At 72.0% G+C, this 15,358-nt stretch carries 14 protein-coding genes; 7 read left to right on the top strand and 7 right to left on the bottom strand.

Going from position 1 to position 15,358, the window contains the following annotated elements; genetic code table 11:
- Positions 1-4 precede the first annotated feature (4 nt).
- Positions 5-937: a LysR substrate-binding domain-containing protein gene (locus HHX33_RS12375; RefSeq protein ID WP_111700818.1), complete on the top strand. Its 933-nt coding sequence runs from the start codon at positions 5-7 to the stop codon at positions 935-937.
- Positions 938-967: 30 nt separating this feature from the next.
- On the opposite strand, the gene HHX33_RS12370 is transcribed toward HHX33_RS12375, so the two are convergent.
- Entirely contained in the window at positions 968-1,867 is a 900-nt protein-coding gene (locus tag HHX33_RS12370; protein WP_182874711.1) for a helix-turn-helix domain-containing protein, read from the bottom strand.
- Positions 1,868-2,128: 261 nt separating this feature from the next.
- On the opposite strand from HHX33_RS12370, the gene HHX33_RS12365 reads away from it, so the two are divergent.
- Complete coding sequence (locus HHX33_RS12365) at positions 2,129-2,623, top strand: ATP-binding protein (protein WP_220501753.1); 495 nt, start codon at positions 2,129-2,131, stop codon at positions 2,621-2,623.
- 120 nt (positions 2,624-2,743) lie between these two features.
- On the opposite strand, the gene HHX33_RS12360 is transcribed toward HHX33_RS12365, so the two are convergent.
- Positions 2,744-3,454, bottom strand: coding sequence for a DUF5941 domain-containing protein (locus HHX33_RS12360; protein WP_182874710.1), 711 nt, complete (start codon positions 3,452-3,454; stop codon positions 2,744-2,746).
- Positions 3,451-5,040, bottom strand: coding sequence for a CDP-alcohol phosphatidyltransferase family protein (locus HHX33_RS12355; protein ID WP_182874709.1), 1,590 nt, complete (start codon positions 5,038-5,040; stop codon positions 3,451-3,453). The genes HHX33_RS12360 and HHX33_RS12355 overlap by 4 nt, the downstream gene beginning before the upstream one ends.
- Before the next feature lie 275 nt (positions 5,041-5,315).
- Here HHX33_RS12355 and recO point away from each other — a divergent pair, with 275 nt between their 5' ends.
- Both recO and HHX33_RS12345 read left to right on the top strand, forming a co-directional pair.
- Positions 5,316-6,098, top strand: a complete 783-nt coding sequence (recO, locus tag HHX33_RS12350) for a DNA repair protein RecO (protein WP_111700823.1) — start codon at positions 5,316-5,318, stop codon at positions 6,096-6,098.
- Positions 6,099-6,128: 30 nt separating this feature from the next.
- Entirely contained in the window at positions 6,129-6,917 is a 789-nt protein-coding gene (locus tag HHX33_RS12345; RefSeq protein WP_182874708.1) for an isoprenyl transferase, read from the top strand.
- A gap of 21 nt (positions 6,918-6,938) precedes the next feature.
- Here HHX33_RS12345 and HHX33_RS12340 read toward each other — a convergent pair whose 3' ends face one another.
- The 3 genes from HHX33_RS12340 to HHX33_RS12330 form a co-directional block, all read right to left on the bottom strand.
- Entirely contained in the window at positions 6,939-7,493 is a 555-nt protein-coding gene (locus tag HHX33_RS12340) for a CGNR zinc finger domain-containing protein (protein ID WP_225312076.1), read from the bottom strand.
- 75 nt (positions 7,494-7,568) lie between these two features.
- A complete protein-coding gene (locus tag HHX33_RS12335) occupies positions 7,569-8,009 on the bottom strand; it encodes a Fur family transcriptional regulator (protein ID WP_111700825.1) in 441 nt (146 codons plus the stop codon).
- A gap of 127 nt (positions 8,010-8,136) precedes the next feature.
- Positions 8,137-8,589: a DUF6703 family protein gene (locus HHX33_RS12330; RefSeq protein ID WP_310741338.1), complete on the bottom strand. Its 453-nt coding sequence runs from the start codon at positions 8,587-8,589 to the stop codon at positions 8,137-8,139.
- A 91-nt stretch (positions 8,590-8,680) separates the two neighbouring features.
- Between HHX33_RS12330 and HHX33_RS12325 the strand changes: the two genes are divergently transcribed.
- Both HHX33_RS12325 and HHX33_RS12320 read left to right on the top strand, forming a co-directional pair.
- Entirely contained in the window at positions 8,681-8,998 is a 318-nt protein-coding gene (locus HHX33_RS12325) for an antibiotic biosynthesis monooxygenase family protein (protein ID WP_182874707.1), read from the top strand.
- Between the two features lie 202 nt (positions 8,999-9,200).
- Positions 9,201-10,586: a glycine--tRNA ligase gene (locus HHX33_RS12320; protein WP_182874706.1), complete on the top strand. Its 1,386-nt coding sequence runs from the start codon at positions 9,201-9,203 to the stop codon at positions 10,584-10,586.
- 101 nt (positions 10,587-10,687) lie between these two features.
- Here the strand turns inward: HHX33_RS12320 and HHX33_RS12315 are convergent, their stop codons facing one another.
- Positions 10,688-12,148: an alpha/beta hydrolase gene (locus HHX33_RS12315; RefSeq protein ID WP_310741337.1), complete on the bottom strand. Its 1,461-nt coding sequence runs from the start codon at positions 12,146-12,148 to the stop codon at positions 10,688-10,690.
- Between the two features lie 445 nt (positions 12,149-12,593).
- On the opposite strand from HHX33_RS12315, the gene ppdK reads away from it, so the two are divergent.
- The gene (gene ppdK / locus HHX33_RS12310) at positions 12,594-15,230 is read left to right on the top strand and encodes a pyruvate, phosphate dikinase (protein ID WP_182874704.1); all 2,637 of its coding nucleotides are present in this window, start codon (positions 12,594-12,596) and stop codon (positions 15,228-15,230) included.
- Positions 15,231-15,358: the final 128 nt, after the last annotated feature.

The raw sequence follows: 15,358 nt of genomic DNA, 5'->3' as shown, positions 1-15,358 counted from the left end.
CACAATGGGTGGCGTGGCGGACGCCAACTTCACTCTCGTCCAGCTGCGTTACTTCGTAACCGCGGCCGAGCTCGGCAGTATGACCGCGGCCAGCAGAGAGCTCATGGTCGCGCAGTCGGCTATCTCGGCCGCGATCGCCCAGGTCGAGCGGGAGCTCGGGGTTCAGCTCCTGATCCGCCACCACGCCCGCGGCCTGTCGCTGACCCGCGCGGGCGAGCGCTTCCTCGTCGAGGCGCGGGAGTTCCTCGCCCACGCGGCGGCCCTCGCCCAGTCGGCGCGCGGCCTCGCGGGCTCGCTCACCGGCGAGCTCGCGGTCGGCTGCCTGACGACCCTCGCGCCGTTCTACCTCTCGCGCCTGCTGCGCGAGTTCGCCGGGCGTTATCCGGGGGTAAGGGTCAGCGTCGCCGAGGGCGAGCTGTCCGCGATGGAGGCGGCGCTGCTGGACGGCAGGTGCGAGGTCGCCCTGGTCTACGCCATCGACCTCGCCCTCGATCTCGACATCCGGCCGCTCACCCAGGCCAGGCCGTACGCGCTGCTTCCCCTGGGGCATCCGCTGGCGGAGGCGGAGGCGGTGTCGCTGGCGGACCTGGCCACCGAGCCGATGATCCTGCTCGACCTGCCGCGCAGCCGCGACTACTTCCGGGCGATCTATCCGACGGAGCCGCGCGTGCGCTTCCGGACGTCGAGCTACGAGACCGCCCGCGCGCTCGTGGCCGGCGGGCACGGCTACTCGATACTGAACCAGCGGGCCGACAGCGACCACACCTACGACGGCGGGCGGGTGGCGTGCGTGCCGATCAGCGACGACGTCCCGGCGCTCGACGTCGTGCTCGCCTCGGTGCGCGGTGTGCGGCCCACCGCCCGGGCGGTCGCCTTCGCCGAGACCTGCCAGGCGTTCTTCTCCGGCCGGCGGCCCGGCCAGGCGTCCGGCGGGTGAGCGCGGCCGTCCCGGACGCCGTCCCGCGGGTCACCGGTAGGCGGCCAGCAGCTCCTCCAGCAGGGCGGTCGTCCGCTCGGCCGAGTGGGCCTCCACGCAGATCGCGTTCAGCACCTGCGTGTACGCCTCGGTGTCCTCCGGCTTGTCCAGGTAGAGGGCGCTGGTGAGCTGCTCCAGATAGACGACGTCGGGCAGTTCGGGCGCGTCGAAGCGCAGGACCGAGAACGGCCCGCCCACGGTGAACTGCCCGCCGCGGTCGAAGGGCACGACCTGCAGCGTGACGTTCGACCGCCTGGTCACCTCGATCAGATGCTCCAGCTGGGCCCGCATCACCTCCGGGCCGCCGACCGGGCGGCGCAGCACCCCCTCGTCCACCACGGCCCACAGCGTCGCGGCGTCCGGCCCGGTCAGCCGCTTCTGGCGGCGCAGCCGCAGGTCCACGTGCCGGTCGATCTCGTCGGCGGACCGTCCCGAGTTGGCCACCCGTACGGTGGCCCGCGCGTACTCGGGGGTCTGCAGCAGGCTGGGGACGAACTGCAGCTCGTAGCAGCGGATCAGGCACGCCGCCTCTTCCAGCCCGACGTAGAACTCGAACCAGCCCGGCAGCACGTCGCTGTACTTGTGCCACCAGCCGGGGAGGTTGGCCTGCCGGGCCAGGTCCAGCAGCACCGCCCGTTCGTCCGGGTCGGTCAGGCCGTACAACGTGAGCAGGTCGGCGACGTCCCGCTCCTTGAAGCCGACCCGGCCGAGCTCCAACCGGCTGATCTTGGCGTGGGACGCGCGGATGGTGTGCGCGGCCGTCTCCGGAGTGATGCCGCTCTCCCGGCGGAGCCGCCTGAGCTGCGCGCCGAGCACCAGCCGCAGGGCGGTCGGGCCGCTTCGGGCGAGCCCGAACGGTAACGAGGGGGCGTTTTCCGCCTGCGCGTTCACGTGGTCTCCATTGGCGACGCTCCGGGTGATTGCCTCGTGAAACCGGGTGTCCGAGGGGCGAAACAGGTCGGACGTAGGAGTATTCGGTTGATCATCCTACCGGATGGGGTCCGAGGCGGGGTTTTCTGGGGACTTCCACGAAAAGTCGATGGCATCCGACATTTGCACGTGCACGCGCGCTTGCACCCGCAAGGCGCAGGGCAAGATACACGACGGCAGGGAAATTCACATCATGTAATGGTGAGACCTGAGGGACCCGCGATGACAGCAGACCTGGCAGGCCCGGGAGCCGCGACCGCGCCTTCGTGGCTGACCGCGATGTTCGAAGGGGACGACGTCGCCGGGCTGTCCCTGCCCGCGTCGGCGATGTGTGACATCCACGGGCGCACCACCTCGCCCGCAGCCGCCAGGGACTTCACCGCCCGGACGCTGAGCGGCTGGGACGCCGGCGACCTGGTGCCCGACGCGCAGATCGTCGTGTCGGAACTGGTGACCAACGCGCTCCGGCACGCGCCCGCCGAGCCCGCCGGCGCCCCGCCGATCCGACTGAGGCTGGTGAGGCACCGTTTTCATATCGGCTGTGGCGTGAGCGACGCCAGTGCGCGGGTGCCCGCGCTGTCTCCCTGGAACGATCTGTCGGAGTCCGGCCGCGGGCTGCACCTGGTCGACGCGCTGTGCGCGGCCTGGGGGTGGATCCTCACCCGGGGCGGCGGGAAGGTGGTCTGGGCGCTGTTCGACGCGCGATCCTCCTACTGACCGCCCGCCGCCCGACGAGCCGCGTCCCGCCCGCCGCCGGGCCGTCCCTCTTCCCGCCGTCTTCCCGCACGCCGTTCCCGGGCCGCGCCGGCTCCGGGTCGAGCCCTGGTCAGGCCTGCTTCAGCCCTGGTCGGCGTCGCCGGTGGCCTGCTCGGCGGCGTCCTCGGGCGACTGCTCCAGGTCCTGGTCGGCCTGGGCCTGCGCGGACGCCTTGTCCAGGCGCACCCAGCTGATGATGCTCTCGACCGAGAACAGCACGAGCAGGTACGCCGTGAGGACGGCGGCGACGGGGGTCAGCCACCCGGCCGCAGCGCCCGCCCCCAGGATCAGCAGGCGGACCTCCCAGCCGAGCCCCGCCCGGTAGAGCCACGCCGGGGGCCAGATGCCCTGCCGGGTGCGGTAGACCGTGTCGTACGTGTGGTAGCCGATCACGTAGATGAGCACGAACAGCAGCCACTTGGGCGTGCTCTCGGCCAGCCCGAGCAGGATGATCGTCAGGAACTCGGCGGCCCGCAGCAGCGGGGGAGTGAGCCAGTCGAAGCGGCCCAGGTGGTCGCGGCCGGCGGTCGGCAGCACCAGCACGAGCAGCACGGCCACCGGGAGGAGCAGGACCGGGCCGTCGGTGAGGATCCCGGCGACGGCCGCCGCCACGATCGCGAGCAGCGCCACCGCCGTCGCGGGCACCGGCGGCAGCAGCCGGCCCAGGGTGCCCTTCAGCGCGGTCGCGAGCGGGCCGTCGTCGCGGTAGGCGAGCAGGCGCGCGGTCTGGACGCGGCGGCGCTCCTCGTCCGGGTCGGGGAGCGGGGTGATGGCCTGCGGCTGGGTGATCATGCGAGTGACCTCAGGAGACGTCCGGTGAGGGTGTAGGTGGCCGCGACGCCGCCCCAGATGATCAGCGTGAGGAACGTGACCCGGGGGTCGAAGAACGCGGCGGTGATCGCGATGGCGGCGAAGCGCTCGCCGATGGGGAACACGATCATCTTGCGGGCCCAGTGGACCGGGCGGAACTTCCCGGCCTTCGTCCAGAGCCGCAGCAGACCGCGCACTCCGGTGCTCCGGCTCGCCCTGCGCTCCTCCAGCGCCTCCCGCAGCGGGCGGTCGTCGGCGACCGTGAGGTCCAGCGTGGGCAGCGGCACCGGCGCCTTGCGCCGGTTGGCCGCGCCGAACGAGAAGTCGAGCAGGTGCTTGACCGACTGGAGGGCCAGCGCGACCAGCGCCAGCGTCCAGACGCCCTCGCCGTCGCCGAACTGCCCGGACACCGTCGCACCGACCGCCAGGCCGACGAAGACGGCGTACTCCTTGAACCGGTCGAACGTGGCGTCCAGCCAGGCGCCGAGCACGCCGAACTTGCGGGCGTACCGCGCGACCTGCCCGTCGACGCAGTCGAAGACGAACGCGAAGTAGATGAGCACCCCTCCGGCGATCGCCCCCCAGCGGGTGCCGGTGGCGAACGCGCCGGCCGACAGCAGGCCGAGGGCGATCGAGATCAGCGTCACCTGGTTGGGGGTGAGCCCCCGGCGGGCCGCCCAGCGGGCGATGAAGCGCGAGTAGGTGCTGACGAAGAACGTGGTGAAGAAGCCGTCGGCGCCCTTCACCGCGTTGTCGAGCCGGGCCCGGTCCTCGTCGTAGCCGGCCATCTCCGCCTGCGCCTCGTCGGCCTCGGCCTGGCTCCGGACGCGGCGGAAGAACAGGTCGCGGCGGCCCCGCCGGCCGACCGAGACGCCGCGCCGGACCAGCCCGAGCACGAGAAGCTCGGTCAGGTCGTCCTCGGGGCCGAACAGGTGGGCCATCTCCGCGAGGTCGCGGGCGGCCTCGGCGAGGGTCGGCAGGTGCCGCTGGTGCAGGTGGAGCGGTCCGAGCAGTGCCGCGTTCGGCCGGGTCACCGCGTGGTAGGCGGTGCCGACCGAGATGATCCGGCCGCGGCCCGCGCGGGTGCGCTGGGGCAGTCCCTCGATGAACTGCGAGCCGATCTCGGGCACGGCCTCCTCGATCGGCACCATTTCCTCGATCGGCGCGTTCTCGTCCCGCTCCGGGCGGACGATCAGCGCGAGGGCGCCCCGCTTGGCCTTGGTGATCTGGTAGATCAGCTCGTCGTGCACCAGCGAGTCGGCCGGCAGGATCAGCAGGTTGTCCTCGGCGGCCTCGGCCACGTCGGCCAGCGCGCGCAGGTCTCCGGCGACGTCCCGGCTCTCCGCCACGCGGCCGTACGGCCGGGCGTAGGCCGCCGCGTCGCCGGGCCGGGCGATCGTCGTCGGCTCGGGGTCCAGCGCGGCGGCCTGCGCGAGCAGCCTGTCGTACGCGGAGGGCGCCCCGGGAAGCGAGGTCAGCGTGATGGCCGCGGGCAGGGCGGGCCGGCCGCCGGGCGGCGGGAAAGCGATCGGGCCGGGCGGCGCGCCCAGCAGGACCACGCGGGTCATGGCAACCTTTCACGCAACGGGGGAGTCAGGCCCTTGGGGCTTGACCGGCGCGGGGAAGTCCGCCGGAGGCCAAAGCTTAGTGACCTTTCCGCTCGGACGTGGCACCCCAGGTTTACCGTACGGCCGATAGATGTACAGCTTCGTCCGGGTTTGCCACTCGCCATCGTCGCCGGATCATTACCGAATTTTCACCATTCATGCGCTGGAGTGGGGTGAAAAGCCTCGTATGGGGCCCGAGGGGGCGCCCGCCACCGGGCGGACCCTACGATGACGGAGTGAGCCTCTACCGCGACGAGGGCGTCGTGCTGCGCACCCAGAAGCTGGGCGAGGCCGACCGCATCATCACCCTCCTCACCCGGCGCACCGGCAAGGTCCGGGGCGTGGCCAAGGGCGTACGCAGGACCATGTCGCGGTTCGGCGCGCGGCTGGAGCCGTTCTCACACGTGGACCTGCAGCTTCACGGCGGCAGGTCGCTCGACGTGATCACGCAGGTCGAGACCCTGCACCCGTACGGCGAGGCGATCGTCGCCGACTACCCGAGATACACGGCGGGCACGGCGATGCTGGAGACGGCCGACCGGCTGACCGTGGGGGAGAAGGAGCCGGCGCTGCGCCAGTTCCTGCTGCTGGTCGGCGGCCTCCGCACGCTCGCCCAGGGCGGCCACGAGGCCCGGCTGGTGCTCGACGCGTTCTTCCTGCGCTCGCTGGCGGTGGCGGGCTACGCCCCCGCGCTGTCGGAGTGCGCGCGGTGCGGCGCCGAGGCGGCGCGCGCCTTCGCGATCGTGGCGGGCGGGGTGGTCTGCGGCGCGTGCCGCCCGCCCGGCGCGGCCGTTCCCGCGGCCGAGACGATCGCGCTGATGATCGCTCTGCTGCGGGGCGACTGGGCCGCCGCGGACTCCTCCGAGCCGCGGCACCGCACCGAGTGCAGCGGCCTGGTGGCGGCCTACCTGCAGTGGCACCTGGAGCACGGCATCCGTTCGCTGCGCCACGTCGAGCGGGAGTGGCCGGGCGCCGGAGATGCCGAACCTGCACCGGATCCGCACGTCTTCCGCACCTGAGGACCGCTCCGGACGCAATACGCTCGCTACATGGTTCGTCCTCCCACTCCACACCCGTCCGGGGCCACTCCACCCGACATCCCGCGCGCCCTGCTGCCGCGTCACGTGGCGATCGTCATGGACGGCAACGGCCGCTGGGCCAAGGCCCGCGGGCTGCCGAGGACCGAAGGGCACAAGATGGGCGAGGCGTCGCTGTTCGACGTCATCGAGGGCGCCATCGAGATCGGCATCCCCTACCTGTCCGCGTACGCCTTCTCGACCGAGAACTGGAAGCGCTCGCCCGACGAGGTGCGCTTCCTCATGGGCTTCAACCGCGACGTCATCCGGCGCAGGCGCGACGAGCTCGACGCCATGGGCGTACGGGTCCGCTGGGCCGGGCGGCCCGGCCGGCTCTGGCGAAGTGTGATCAAGGAGCTGGAGGACGCCGAGCGCAGGACGGTCGGCAACAGCACGCTGACCCTGCAGTTCTGCGTGAACTACGGCGGCCGCGCGGAGATCGTGGACGCGGCCGTGCGGCTCGCCCGCGACATCGCCGACGGCCGGGTCAAGCCCGACAAGGTCTCGGAGAAGGTCTTCGCCCGCTACCTCGACGAGCCGGAGATCCCGGACGTCGACCTGTTCCTGCGGTCCTCGGGCGAGCAGCGCACCTCGAACTTCCTGCTCTGGCAGTCCGCCTACGCCGAGATGGTGTTCCTCAACCAGCTCTGGCCCGACTTCGACCGCCGTGACCTGTGGCAGGCGTGCGAGATCTACGCCAAGCGCGACCGCAGGTACGGCGGCGCGCTGCCGAACGAGGCCGCCCCCGCCTCCGCGCGGTAGCCGGACCCGCGACGGGAGATGTCAGGAGGCGTCGCGGCGGCGGGCGCGTGCGCGGTAGGCGGCCACGTGCATGCGGTTGCCGCAGGTGCGGCTGTCGCAGTAGACCCGGGACCGGTTCCGCGACTCGTCCACGAAGACGTGTGAGCAGTCGGGCGCGGCGCACGTGCGCAGACGCTCCCGCTCGTTCTCCACGAGCACGTGGGCGAGCGCGACGCCGCAGTCGGCGGCCAGATGCTCGGCGACCGACGCGTCCGGCGCGAAGTAGTGGACGTGGAGCGGGTGGCCGTCGTGCTCGGTCAGGCTGGGCGTGATGCGGGTGCGGCCCAGCAGCGTGTTGAGCACCCTGACCGCCGTCGTCTGGTCGGGCGCGGTGAACACGGCGTGGAACGCCTCGCGCAGGGCCCGCACCTCGGCGAGGTCCCGCCGGGTCAGCGTCCGCACCCCGCTGACCTCCCGCCTGCCGACGAACTCCGCCAGGTCGGCGACCTCGGCCAGCCCGTCGCGCTCGCCGGCGCCGGTGTTGACGAGGTCCACCACCGTCGCCAGCGAGTACACCATGTCATGGCTGAACGGCACGCCATCTCCTTCTGTCGCGGCGGGCTTGGCGCGGCGCAGGAAGCGTACTCCCCGCGAGGCCCGCGCGGGGCGGGGTCAGCCCTTCCCGGCGGCCTTTCCCACCGTCTTCGCGGGCGTCGCCGAAGGGGTGGCCGCGCCGCGTGACGCGGCGCACGAGGAGCAGGTGCCGAAGACCTCGACGGTGTGGGTGACGTCGATGAAGCCGTGCTCGGCCCCGACGACCTCGGCCCACCGCTCCACGTCCGGCCCGGCCACCTCGACCGTGCGCCCGCACAGCCGGCACACGAGGTGGTGGTGGTGCGTGTCGCTCTGGCAGGCCCGGTAGACCGACTCGCCCTCGTCGGTGCGCAGCACGTCGACCCGGCCCGCGTCGGACAGCGACTGGAGCGCCCGGTAGACGGTCGTGAGGCCGATCTTAGAGCCGTCCGCGCGCATCTCGGCGAACACGTCCTGCGCGCTGCGGAACCCGCCGCTCTGGCGGAGGATCTCGTGGACGGCGTCGCGGCTCTTGGTCATCAAGGACTCCCGGGTACGGCGGCGCCCTACGCACTGCGCCCTACGAAGTACAGACTAGGTCGTGTCCGGCAGGTCGAGCGGCGCCGTCCAACCGGCGGCACCCGCGAGGACCTGGGGACGGCTCGCGTCAGAAGAGCCCGAAGCGGGTCGCGACGAGGAGAATCAGGAAGGTCCCGACCGCCACGCGGAGCAACCGGCCCATCGGCCGCAGCGACGGCCACGACAGGTAGGCCAGCCAGGCGATGAACGCCAGCACCGGGAGCACGGCCACGCCGCCGCGCCAGTCCGGCACGACCAGCCCGGCGATGAGCAGCGCCACCAGGACCACCGGGGCAAGCCACCGGGGCATCTGGAACAGGAAGACCAGCAGCGGGGCGCTCTTCGTCTCGACCGTCCGGCGCGCCCCGGTGGCGCCCGGCGTGAAGAAGTGCTCGCCGGCGGGCAGCGGACGCACCGGGCGCGGCGATCGCCCCTGGGCTCCTCCCGCCCGTGCTCCCCGCGCCTGCGTCTCCCCGGCGGGCCTGCGCGCCAGGGGGTGCGCGGGGACCTGGCGGGCCGGCGGTTCCGTTTCGCTTCCCACGCCTGAGAGCCTAGCCCCGCCCGCGCCTCCCGCGCCCCTTCGCCCGCCCCTCGCGGCGGGCCGTACGGGAGAGGGTGGCATGCTGGGCGGCATGCTCGCCGTGATCCGCTACTCGGTGCCGGGCGCCCGCACCGAGGAGTTCGCCACCCAGGCCCGCGCCATCCTGGACCTGCTGGCCGCGCAGCCGGGCTACCTCCGCGGACGGCTCGGCAGGGCGGTGGACGAGCCCGCGCTGTGGGCGCTGGTCAGCGAGTGGGAGGGGGCGGGCCACTACCGGCGCGCCCTGTCGGCGGCGCGGATGGAGATGTATCCGCTGATGACCCTCATGATCAACGAGCCGGGGGCCTTCGAGGACGTCTACGCGCCTCCGGGCGCCGGTGTGAACGCGGGGACCACGGGCAAGCCGTGAGCGCGGGGCCGCCGGATTCCCCTAAGCTTGGGCACGGATCCGGGCAGGTGGCCGGACGTCGCCGCCGCCGCGGGCAGGCGGCCGGGCCGAGCCCGGCCGCTTGAGCGGGCCGCCGGCGCACCGCCGACCTCGATCTGAACCTGATCTCGATCCGCACCGACCCGATCTCAACGCCGACACCCAGCCGGATGGAGTCCCACTGATGGCACGTCGCACCGACGTCCTGGAAACGATCGTCAGCCTCGCCAAGCGCCGCGGGCTCGTCTTCCCGTCGAGCGAGATCTACGGAGGCCTGCGGGCGTCCTGGGACTACGGACCCCTGGGTGTCGAGCTCAAGAACAACGTCAAGCGCGAGTGGTGGAAGGCCATGGTGCAGGGCCGCGACGACGTCGTCGGCCTCGACTCGTGCGTCATCCTCGCCCGCGAGGTCTGGCAGGCCAGCGGTCACGTCGAGACGTTCACCGACCCGCTCACCGAGTGCCAGTCGTGCCACAAGCGGTACCGCGCCGACCATCTGCTCGAGGCGTACGAGGCCAAGCACGGCAGCGAGCCCGCGGGCGGCCTGGCCGACATCACCTGCCCCAACTGCGGCAACAAGGGCGCCTTCACCCAGCCCAGGCAGTTCAGCGGCCTGCTGAAGACGTTCCTCGGCCCGGTCGAGGACGAGTCGGGCCTGGCGTACCTGCGGCCGGAGACCGCCCAGGGCATCTTCATCAACTACCTGAACGTGCAGCAGTCGGCCCGCCGGAAGATCCCGTTCGGCATCGGGCAGGTCGGCAAGTCGTTCCGCAACGAGATCACCCCGGGCAACTTCATCTTCCGCACCCGCGAGTTCGAGCAGATGGAGATGGAGTTCTTCGTCAAGCCCGGCACCGACGAGGAGTGGCACCAGTACTGGATCGACGAGCGCCTGCGCTGGTACGTCGACCTCGGCATCAACAAGGACAACCTGCGGCTCTACGAGCACCCGAAGGAGAAGCTGTCCCACTACTCCAAGCGGACGGTGGACATCGAGTACCGCTTCAACTTCGCCGGCGGCGAGTGGGGTGAGCTGGAGGGCATCGCCAACCGCACCGACTTCGACCTCACCGCGCACGGGAAGGCGTCGGGGACCGACCTGTCGTTCTTCGAGCAGGAGTCGGGCGAGCGTTACGTGCCGTACGTCATCGAGCCGGCGGCCGGTGTGGACCGCGCGACGCTGACCTTCCTCCTCGACGCCTACACGGTCGACGAGGCGCCCAACGCCAAGGGCGTGATGGAGGAGCGGACCGTGATGCGCCTCGACCACCGCCTGGCCCCGGTCAAGGTCGCGGTGCTGCCGCTGTCGCGCAACGCCGACCTGTCGCCGAAGGCCCGCGACCTGGCCGCGCGGCTGCGCCGCCGGTGGAACGTGGACTTCGACGACGCGGGCGCGATCGGCCGCCGCTACCGCCGCCAGGACGAGATCGGCACGCCGTTCGCGATCACGGTCGACTTCGACACCCTGGAGGACCAGGCCGTGACGATCCGCGAGCGCGACACGATGGCCCAGCAGCGGGTCGCGCTCGACCAGGTCGAGTCCTACCTGCGTCAGCACCTGAACGACTGATCGGCGCACCGAAGGCCCCGCCCGGGAGATCTCCCGGGCGGGGCCTTCCGCGTCACCGATGGGCCGGGGACGGGCCGCGCGGATCGTGGGGGCGCTGCGGATCAGGTGCAGCGCGTGTTCTTCGCCGGCACCCGCCCCTCCAGCAGGTAGGCGTTGACGCGGTCGTCGATGCAGCCGCTCTGGCCGTACGCGCCGTGGCCCTCGCCGTCCAGGGTCAGCAGCACCCCGGTGCGCAGCTGACCGGCGAGCCGCGGCGCCCACTGGAACGGCGTGGCCGGGTCGTTGGTCACGCCGACCACCAGGATGGGCCCCGAGCCGCTCGCGTCGACCCGCCGGGCGCCGTCGTCTCCCGGCACCGGCCACACGCTGCAGGACCCGGCGCTGGCCGCGGTCGGCGCGAAGACCGGCGTCCGCGCTCGGAGTCGCCGGGCCAGCTTCTCGGCCTCCTCGACCGACGGCCGGTCGGTGGTGTCGGCGCACAGGATCGCGGGCAGCGAGAACTGCAGGGTCGAGTAGCTGCCGTCGGGCCGCCGCCCGGCGTACTGGTCGGCGAGCGTGAGCAGGCCGCTGTAGTCGCCCTTCCCGCCCTCCTTCAGCGCCTCGGTGAGCAGCGGCCAGGTGAGCCTGCTGTAGAGGGCCTGCGTGATGCCGGCCCTGGCGATGTTCTGGGTGATCTCGCGGTTGCCCTGCTTCTGCGGCCTGCGGTTCAGGTAGTCGAGCAGCTTCAGCACGTCGGCCTTCACGGCGGCGGGGTCGGCGCCGAGCGGGCAGCTCGTCCGCGTCCTGGCGCAGTCGGCCACGTAGTCCTCGTAGGCCTTCTGGAAGCCGAGGGCCTGGGTCTTGGACATGTCGAGCAGGGTGACCGAGGGGTCGACGGCCGAGTCGAGCACCATCCTGCCGACCTTGCCGGGGAACTGGGTGGCGTAGACCGCGCCGAGGTGGGTGCCGTAGGAGAACCCGAGGTAGTTGAGGCGGGAGTCGCCGAGCGCCGCCCGCAGCGCCTCCATGTCGCGCGCCGCGTTGACCGTGCCGACGTACGGCAGGATCCAGCCCGCTTCGCGTTCGCACCCCTGGGTGAACTCGGCGACGAGGCTCTTCTCCGACCGGGCGTCGCCACTGGGCTCGTGGGCGAGGAAGTAGTCCATCCGCGGGCCGCTGAGGCACCGGATGCCGCTGCTGCGCTCGACTCCGCGCGGGTCGAAGCTGACGAGGTCGTAACGGCCGCCCAGGGTGGAGAACGCGTGCGCCGCCTGCATGAGCGTCGTGACGCCGGAACCGCCTGGGCCGCCGAAGTTGAAGACGAGCGAGCCGAGCCGCCGGCCGGGCTCGGTGGCGCGCAGCCGGACCAGGGCGATGCCGATCTTCCTGCCGGACGGCGCGGCGTAGTCGAGCGGCACCCGGAGCGTCGCGCACTCGAAGCCGGACGACGACGCCGTCTCCTCGCACGGCTTCCAGGCCAGGCCCGGCGCGCCCGACACGCTCTGCTCCGGGGTGACCCGCGCGCCCTCGCACCCGGTGGCCGCCACCAGCGCGGCCAGTCCGGCGGCCACAGCGGCCGTCACCGGCCAGAGCCTCCGCGCCGGCACCCCCCGCGCCGATGCCTTCGGTGCCGACGCCTGCCGCGCCGGCGTCCCGCGTGCCGGCACCATTCGCGACACCGCTCGCGACACAGGAAACCCTCCCCTTGGCTGTGGTCGGAGGGTGGCTCGTTTATATCGCACCCGAGCGGCTCCGTACGGCCGACTCACCGGTACGCGGCCTTACCGGTCACGTGGTCTAAACCATTTCGGCGCTTTCGAACACCCGCCCGCCTCGACCCGGCGGCGAATTGGTATGAACCATTGCCACGGTCCCGTAAAAATCAATTGGATTAGACCTCTGCGGACTCGTCTACCTGGGTAAACGGTATGTGAGGCAGAGGGTGACGGTTGAGGATGATTTTCCCCGGTACAGTCCAGTTGCAGGCCGCTTCGATGGCTTTTGCGGCAGTTCGGAAGGGAGCGTCGGATGCCGAAGTATGTTTACGGATTCACCGAGGGCAACAAGGACCTCAAGGACCTGCTCGGCGGCAAGGGCGCCAATCTGGCGGAAATGACCAACATCGGCCTGCCCGTGCCTCCCGGCTTCACCATCACCACCGAGGCGTGCCGCCACTACCTGCGGCACGGCGACATGCCCGGCGGGCTGGAGGAGGAGGTCGGCGAGTACCTCGCCGCCCTGGAGGCGCGCATGGGCAAGCGTCTCGGCCAGGCGGACGACCCCCTGCTCGTCAGCGTCAGGTCGGGGGCCAGGTTCTCGATGCCCGGCATGATGGAGACGGTCCTCAACATCGGCCTGAACGACGACTCGGTCCTCGGGCTGGCCAAGCAGTCGGGCAACGACCGCTTCGCCTGGGACTCCTACCGCCGGCTGATCCAGATGTTCGGCAGGACCGTGCTGGGCATCGACGGCGAGTCGTTCGAGGACGCGATGGACGACCTCAAGGGCGACCGGGACGACACCGAACTCGAGGCGGCCGACCTGCAACGGCTGGTCGAGACCTTCAAGGGGATCGTCCGCGCCCGGGCCGGCCGGGAGTTCCCCGCCGACCCCCGTGAGCAGATGGACCTCGCCGTACGGGCGGTCTTCGAATCGTGGAACGCGCCCCGCGCGGTCCTCTACCGCCGTCAGGAGCGCATCCCCGCCGGCCTCGGCACCGCCGTCAACGTCGTCGCCATGGTGTTCGGCAACATGGGCCCCGACTCGGGCACCGGGGTCGCCTTCACCCGCGACCCGGGTTCGGGACGCCGGGGGGTCTACGGCGACTACCTGCGCGACGCCCAGGGCGAGGACGTCGTCGCCGGCATCCGCAACACCGTTCCCCTGCAGGAGCTGGAGACGATCAACCCGGAGGCGTACCACGAGCTTCTCGGCATCATGGCGACGCTGGAGCGGCACTACCGCGACCTGTGCGACATCGAGTTCACGATCGAGCGCGGCAGGCTGTGGATGCTGCAGACGCGGGTCGGCAAGCGCACGGCCGAGGCCGCCTTCCGCATCGCCACCCAGCTCGTCGACGAGGGCCTCATCGACATGGACGAGGCGGTCACCCGGGTCACCGGAGACCAGCTCGCCCACCTCATGTTCCCCCGGTTCGCCGCCACGGGCGGCGGTCACCGGCTGACCACCGGAATGAACGCCTCGCCCGGGGCCGCCGCGGGCCGGGCCGTCTTCAGCTCCGAGCGGGCCGTCGAGGTGGCCGGGCGGGGCGAGGCGGTCATCCTCGTGCGGCGCGAGACCAACCCCGACGACCTGGCCGGGATGATCGCGGCGCACGGCGTGCTCACCTCCCGGGGCGGCAAGACCTCGCACGCCGCCGTGGTCGCCCGCGGCATGGGCAAGACCTGCGTGTGCGGGGCCGAGGAGCTGGAGGTCGACCCGCACGCCCGCCGTTTCACCGCGCCCGGCGGGGTCGTCGTGAACGAGGGCGACCTGATCTCGATCGACGGGAGCACCGGCGCCGTCTACCTCGGGGAGGTGCCGGTGACCGCCTCGCCAGTGGCCCGCTACTTCGAGGGCGGGCGGGTCGAGGACGAACTGGTCCGGGCCGTCGACCGCGTCATGACCCACGCCGACGCCGTACGCCGGCTGGAGGTGCGGGCCAACGCCGACACCGCCGAGGACGCCGCCCGCGCCCGCCGCTTCGGCGCGCTCGGCGTAGGGCTCTGCCGTACGGAGCACATGTTCCTCGGGGAGCGGCGGCGGCTCGTGGAGGACCTGATCCTGGCGCCGGGCGACAAGGAGCGGCAGGTCGCGCTGGACGCGCTCGAACCGCTCCAGACGGCCGACTTCGCCGGCATCTTCGAGGCCATGCGCGGCCTTCCGGTGACGATCCGGCTGATCGACCCGCCGCTGCACGAGTTCCTGCCCGACCTCACCGACCTCGCCGTCCGGGTCGCCGTGGCGGGCGAGCGGGCCGGCGACCGCGACCGCAGGCTGCTGGTGGCGGTCCGGCGCCTGCACGAGCAGAACCCGATGCTCGGCCTGCGCGGCGTCCGGCTGGGCCTCGCGATCCCCGGACTGTTCGCCATGCAGGTGCGGGCCATCGCCGCAGCGGCCCGGCAGGTCGAGGGCGCGCGGGCGGAGATCATGATCCCGCTGGTCGGCGCCGTGCAGGAGCTGGAGATCGTACGGGAGGAGGCGACGGGAATCCTCGCCGAGGCGGGCGTGGAGGCGGCGATCGGCACCATGATCGAGGTGCCCCGGGCGGCGCTGACGGCCGGGCAGATCGCCGGGGCCGCCGACTTCTTCTCGTTCGGCACCAACGACCTCACCCAGATGACCTGGGGGTTCTCGCGCGACGACGTGGAGAGCGCCTTCTTCGGCAGATATCTCGACCTCGGGGTCTTCGGCGTCTCGCCGTTCGAGTCGATCGACCGGGACGGCGTCGGCCGGCTGATGCGGATCGCGGCCGAGGAGGGCAGGCGGGCCCGGCCCGGCCTGAAGCTCGGCATCTGCGGCGAGCACGGCGGCGACCCCGACTCGGTCCACTTCTGCCACGAGATCGGGCTCGACTACGTCTCCTGCTCCCCGTTCCGCGTCCCGGTGGCCCGGCTGGAGGCGGGCCGCGCCGCGCTGGCCCGCACGGGTTCCGACAGCCGATGAGTTGAAATTCCACAGAACATCCGGACTGGTTGTGGAACTTCCAGTTCATGATGCGGGTGGTTCACCGGGCCGCGCGACACGGCCCGGTGGACGTTGATCCCGGCGGCCTGACTGATCACTCTACGTAC

Origin of the sequence: Microbispora sp. H10670 (genome assembly GCF_014161385.1) — a bacterium.
In the GTDB taxonomy this organism is placed as follows: domain Bacteria; phylum Actinomycetota; class Actinomycetes; order Streptosporangiales; family Streptosporangiaceae; genus Microbispora; species Microbispora triticiradicis.
This window is presented reverse-complemented; position numbering and strand designations above follow the sequence as displayed.

Excerpts from the sequence above, each read along its gene's own strand:
- HHX33_RS12325 (WP_182874707.1), top strand. The coding sequence starts at position 8,681 with ATGCTCGCCGTGATCCGCTACTCGGTGCCGGGCGCCCGCACCGAGGAG.
- HHX33_RS12360 (WP_182874710.1), bottom strand. The coding sequence starts at position 3,454 with ATGATCACCCAGCCGCAGGCCATCACCCCGCTCCCCGACCCGGACGAG.
- HHX33_RS12335 (WP_111700825.1), bottom strand. The coding sequence starts at position 8,009 with ATGACCAAGAGCCGCGACGCCGTCCACGAGATCCTCCGCCAGAGCGGC.
- HHX33_RS12355 (WP_182874709.1), bottom strand. The coding sequence starts at position 5,040 with ATGACCCGCGTGGTCCTGCTGGGCGCGCCGCCCGGCCCGATCGCTTTC.
- HHX33_RS12375 (WP_111700818.1), top strand. The coding sequence starts at position 5 with ATGGGTGGCGTGGCGGACGCCAACTTCACTCTCGTCCAGCTGCGTTAC.
- HHX33_RS12345 (WP_182874708.1), top strand. The coding sequence starts at position 6,129 with ATGGTTCGTCCTCCCACTCCACACCCGTCCGGGGCCACTCCACCCGAC.
- ppdK (WP_182874704.1), top strand. The coding sequence starts at position 12,594 with ATGCCGAAGTATGTTTACGGATTCACCGAGGGCAACAAGGACCTCAAG.
- HHX33_RS12320 (WP_182874706.1), top strand. The coding sequence starts at position 9,201 with ATGGCACGTCGCACCGACGTCCTGGAAACGATCGTCAGCCTCGCCAAG.
- HHX33_RS12365 (WP_220501753.1), top strand. The coding sequence starts at position 2,129 with ATGACAGCAGACCTGGCAGGCCCGGGAGCCGCGACCGCGCCTTCGTGG.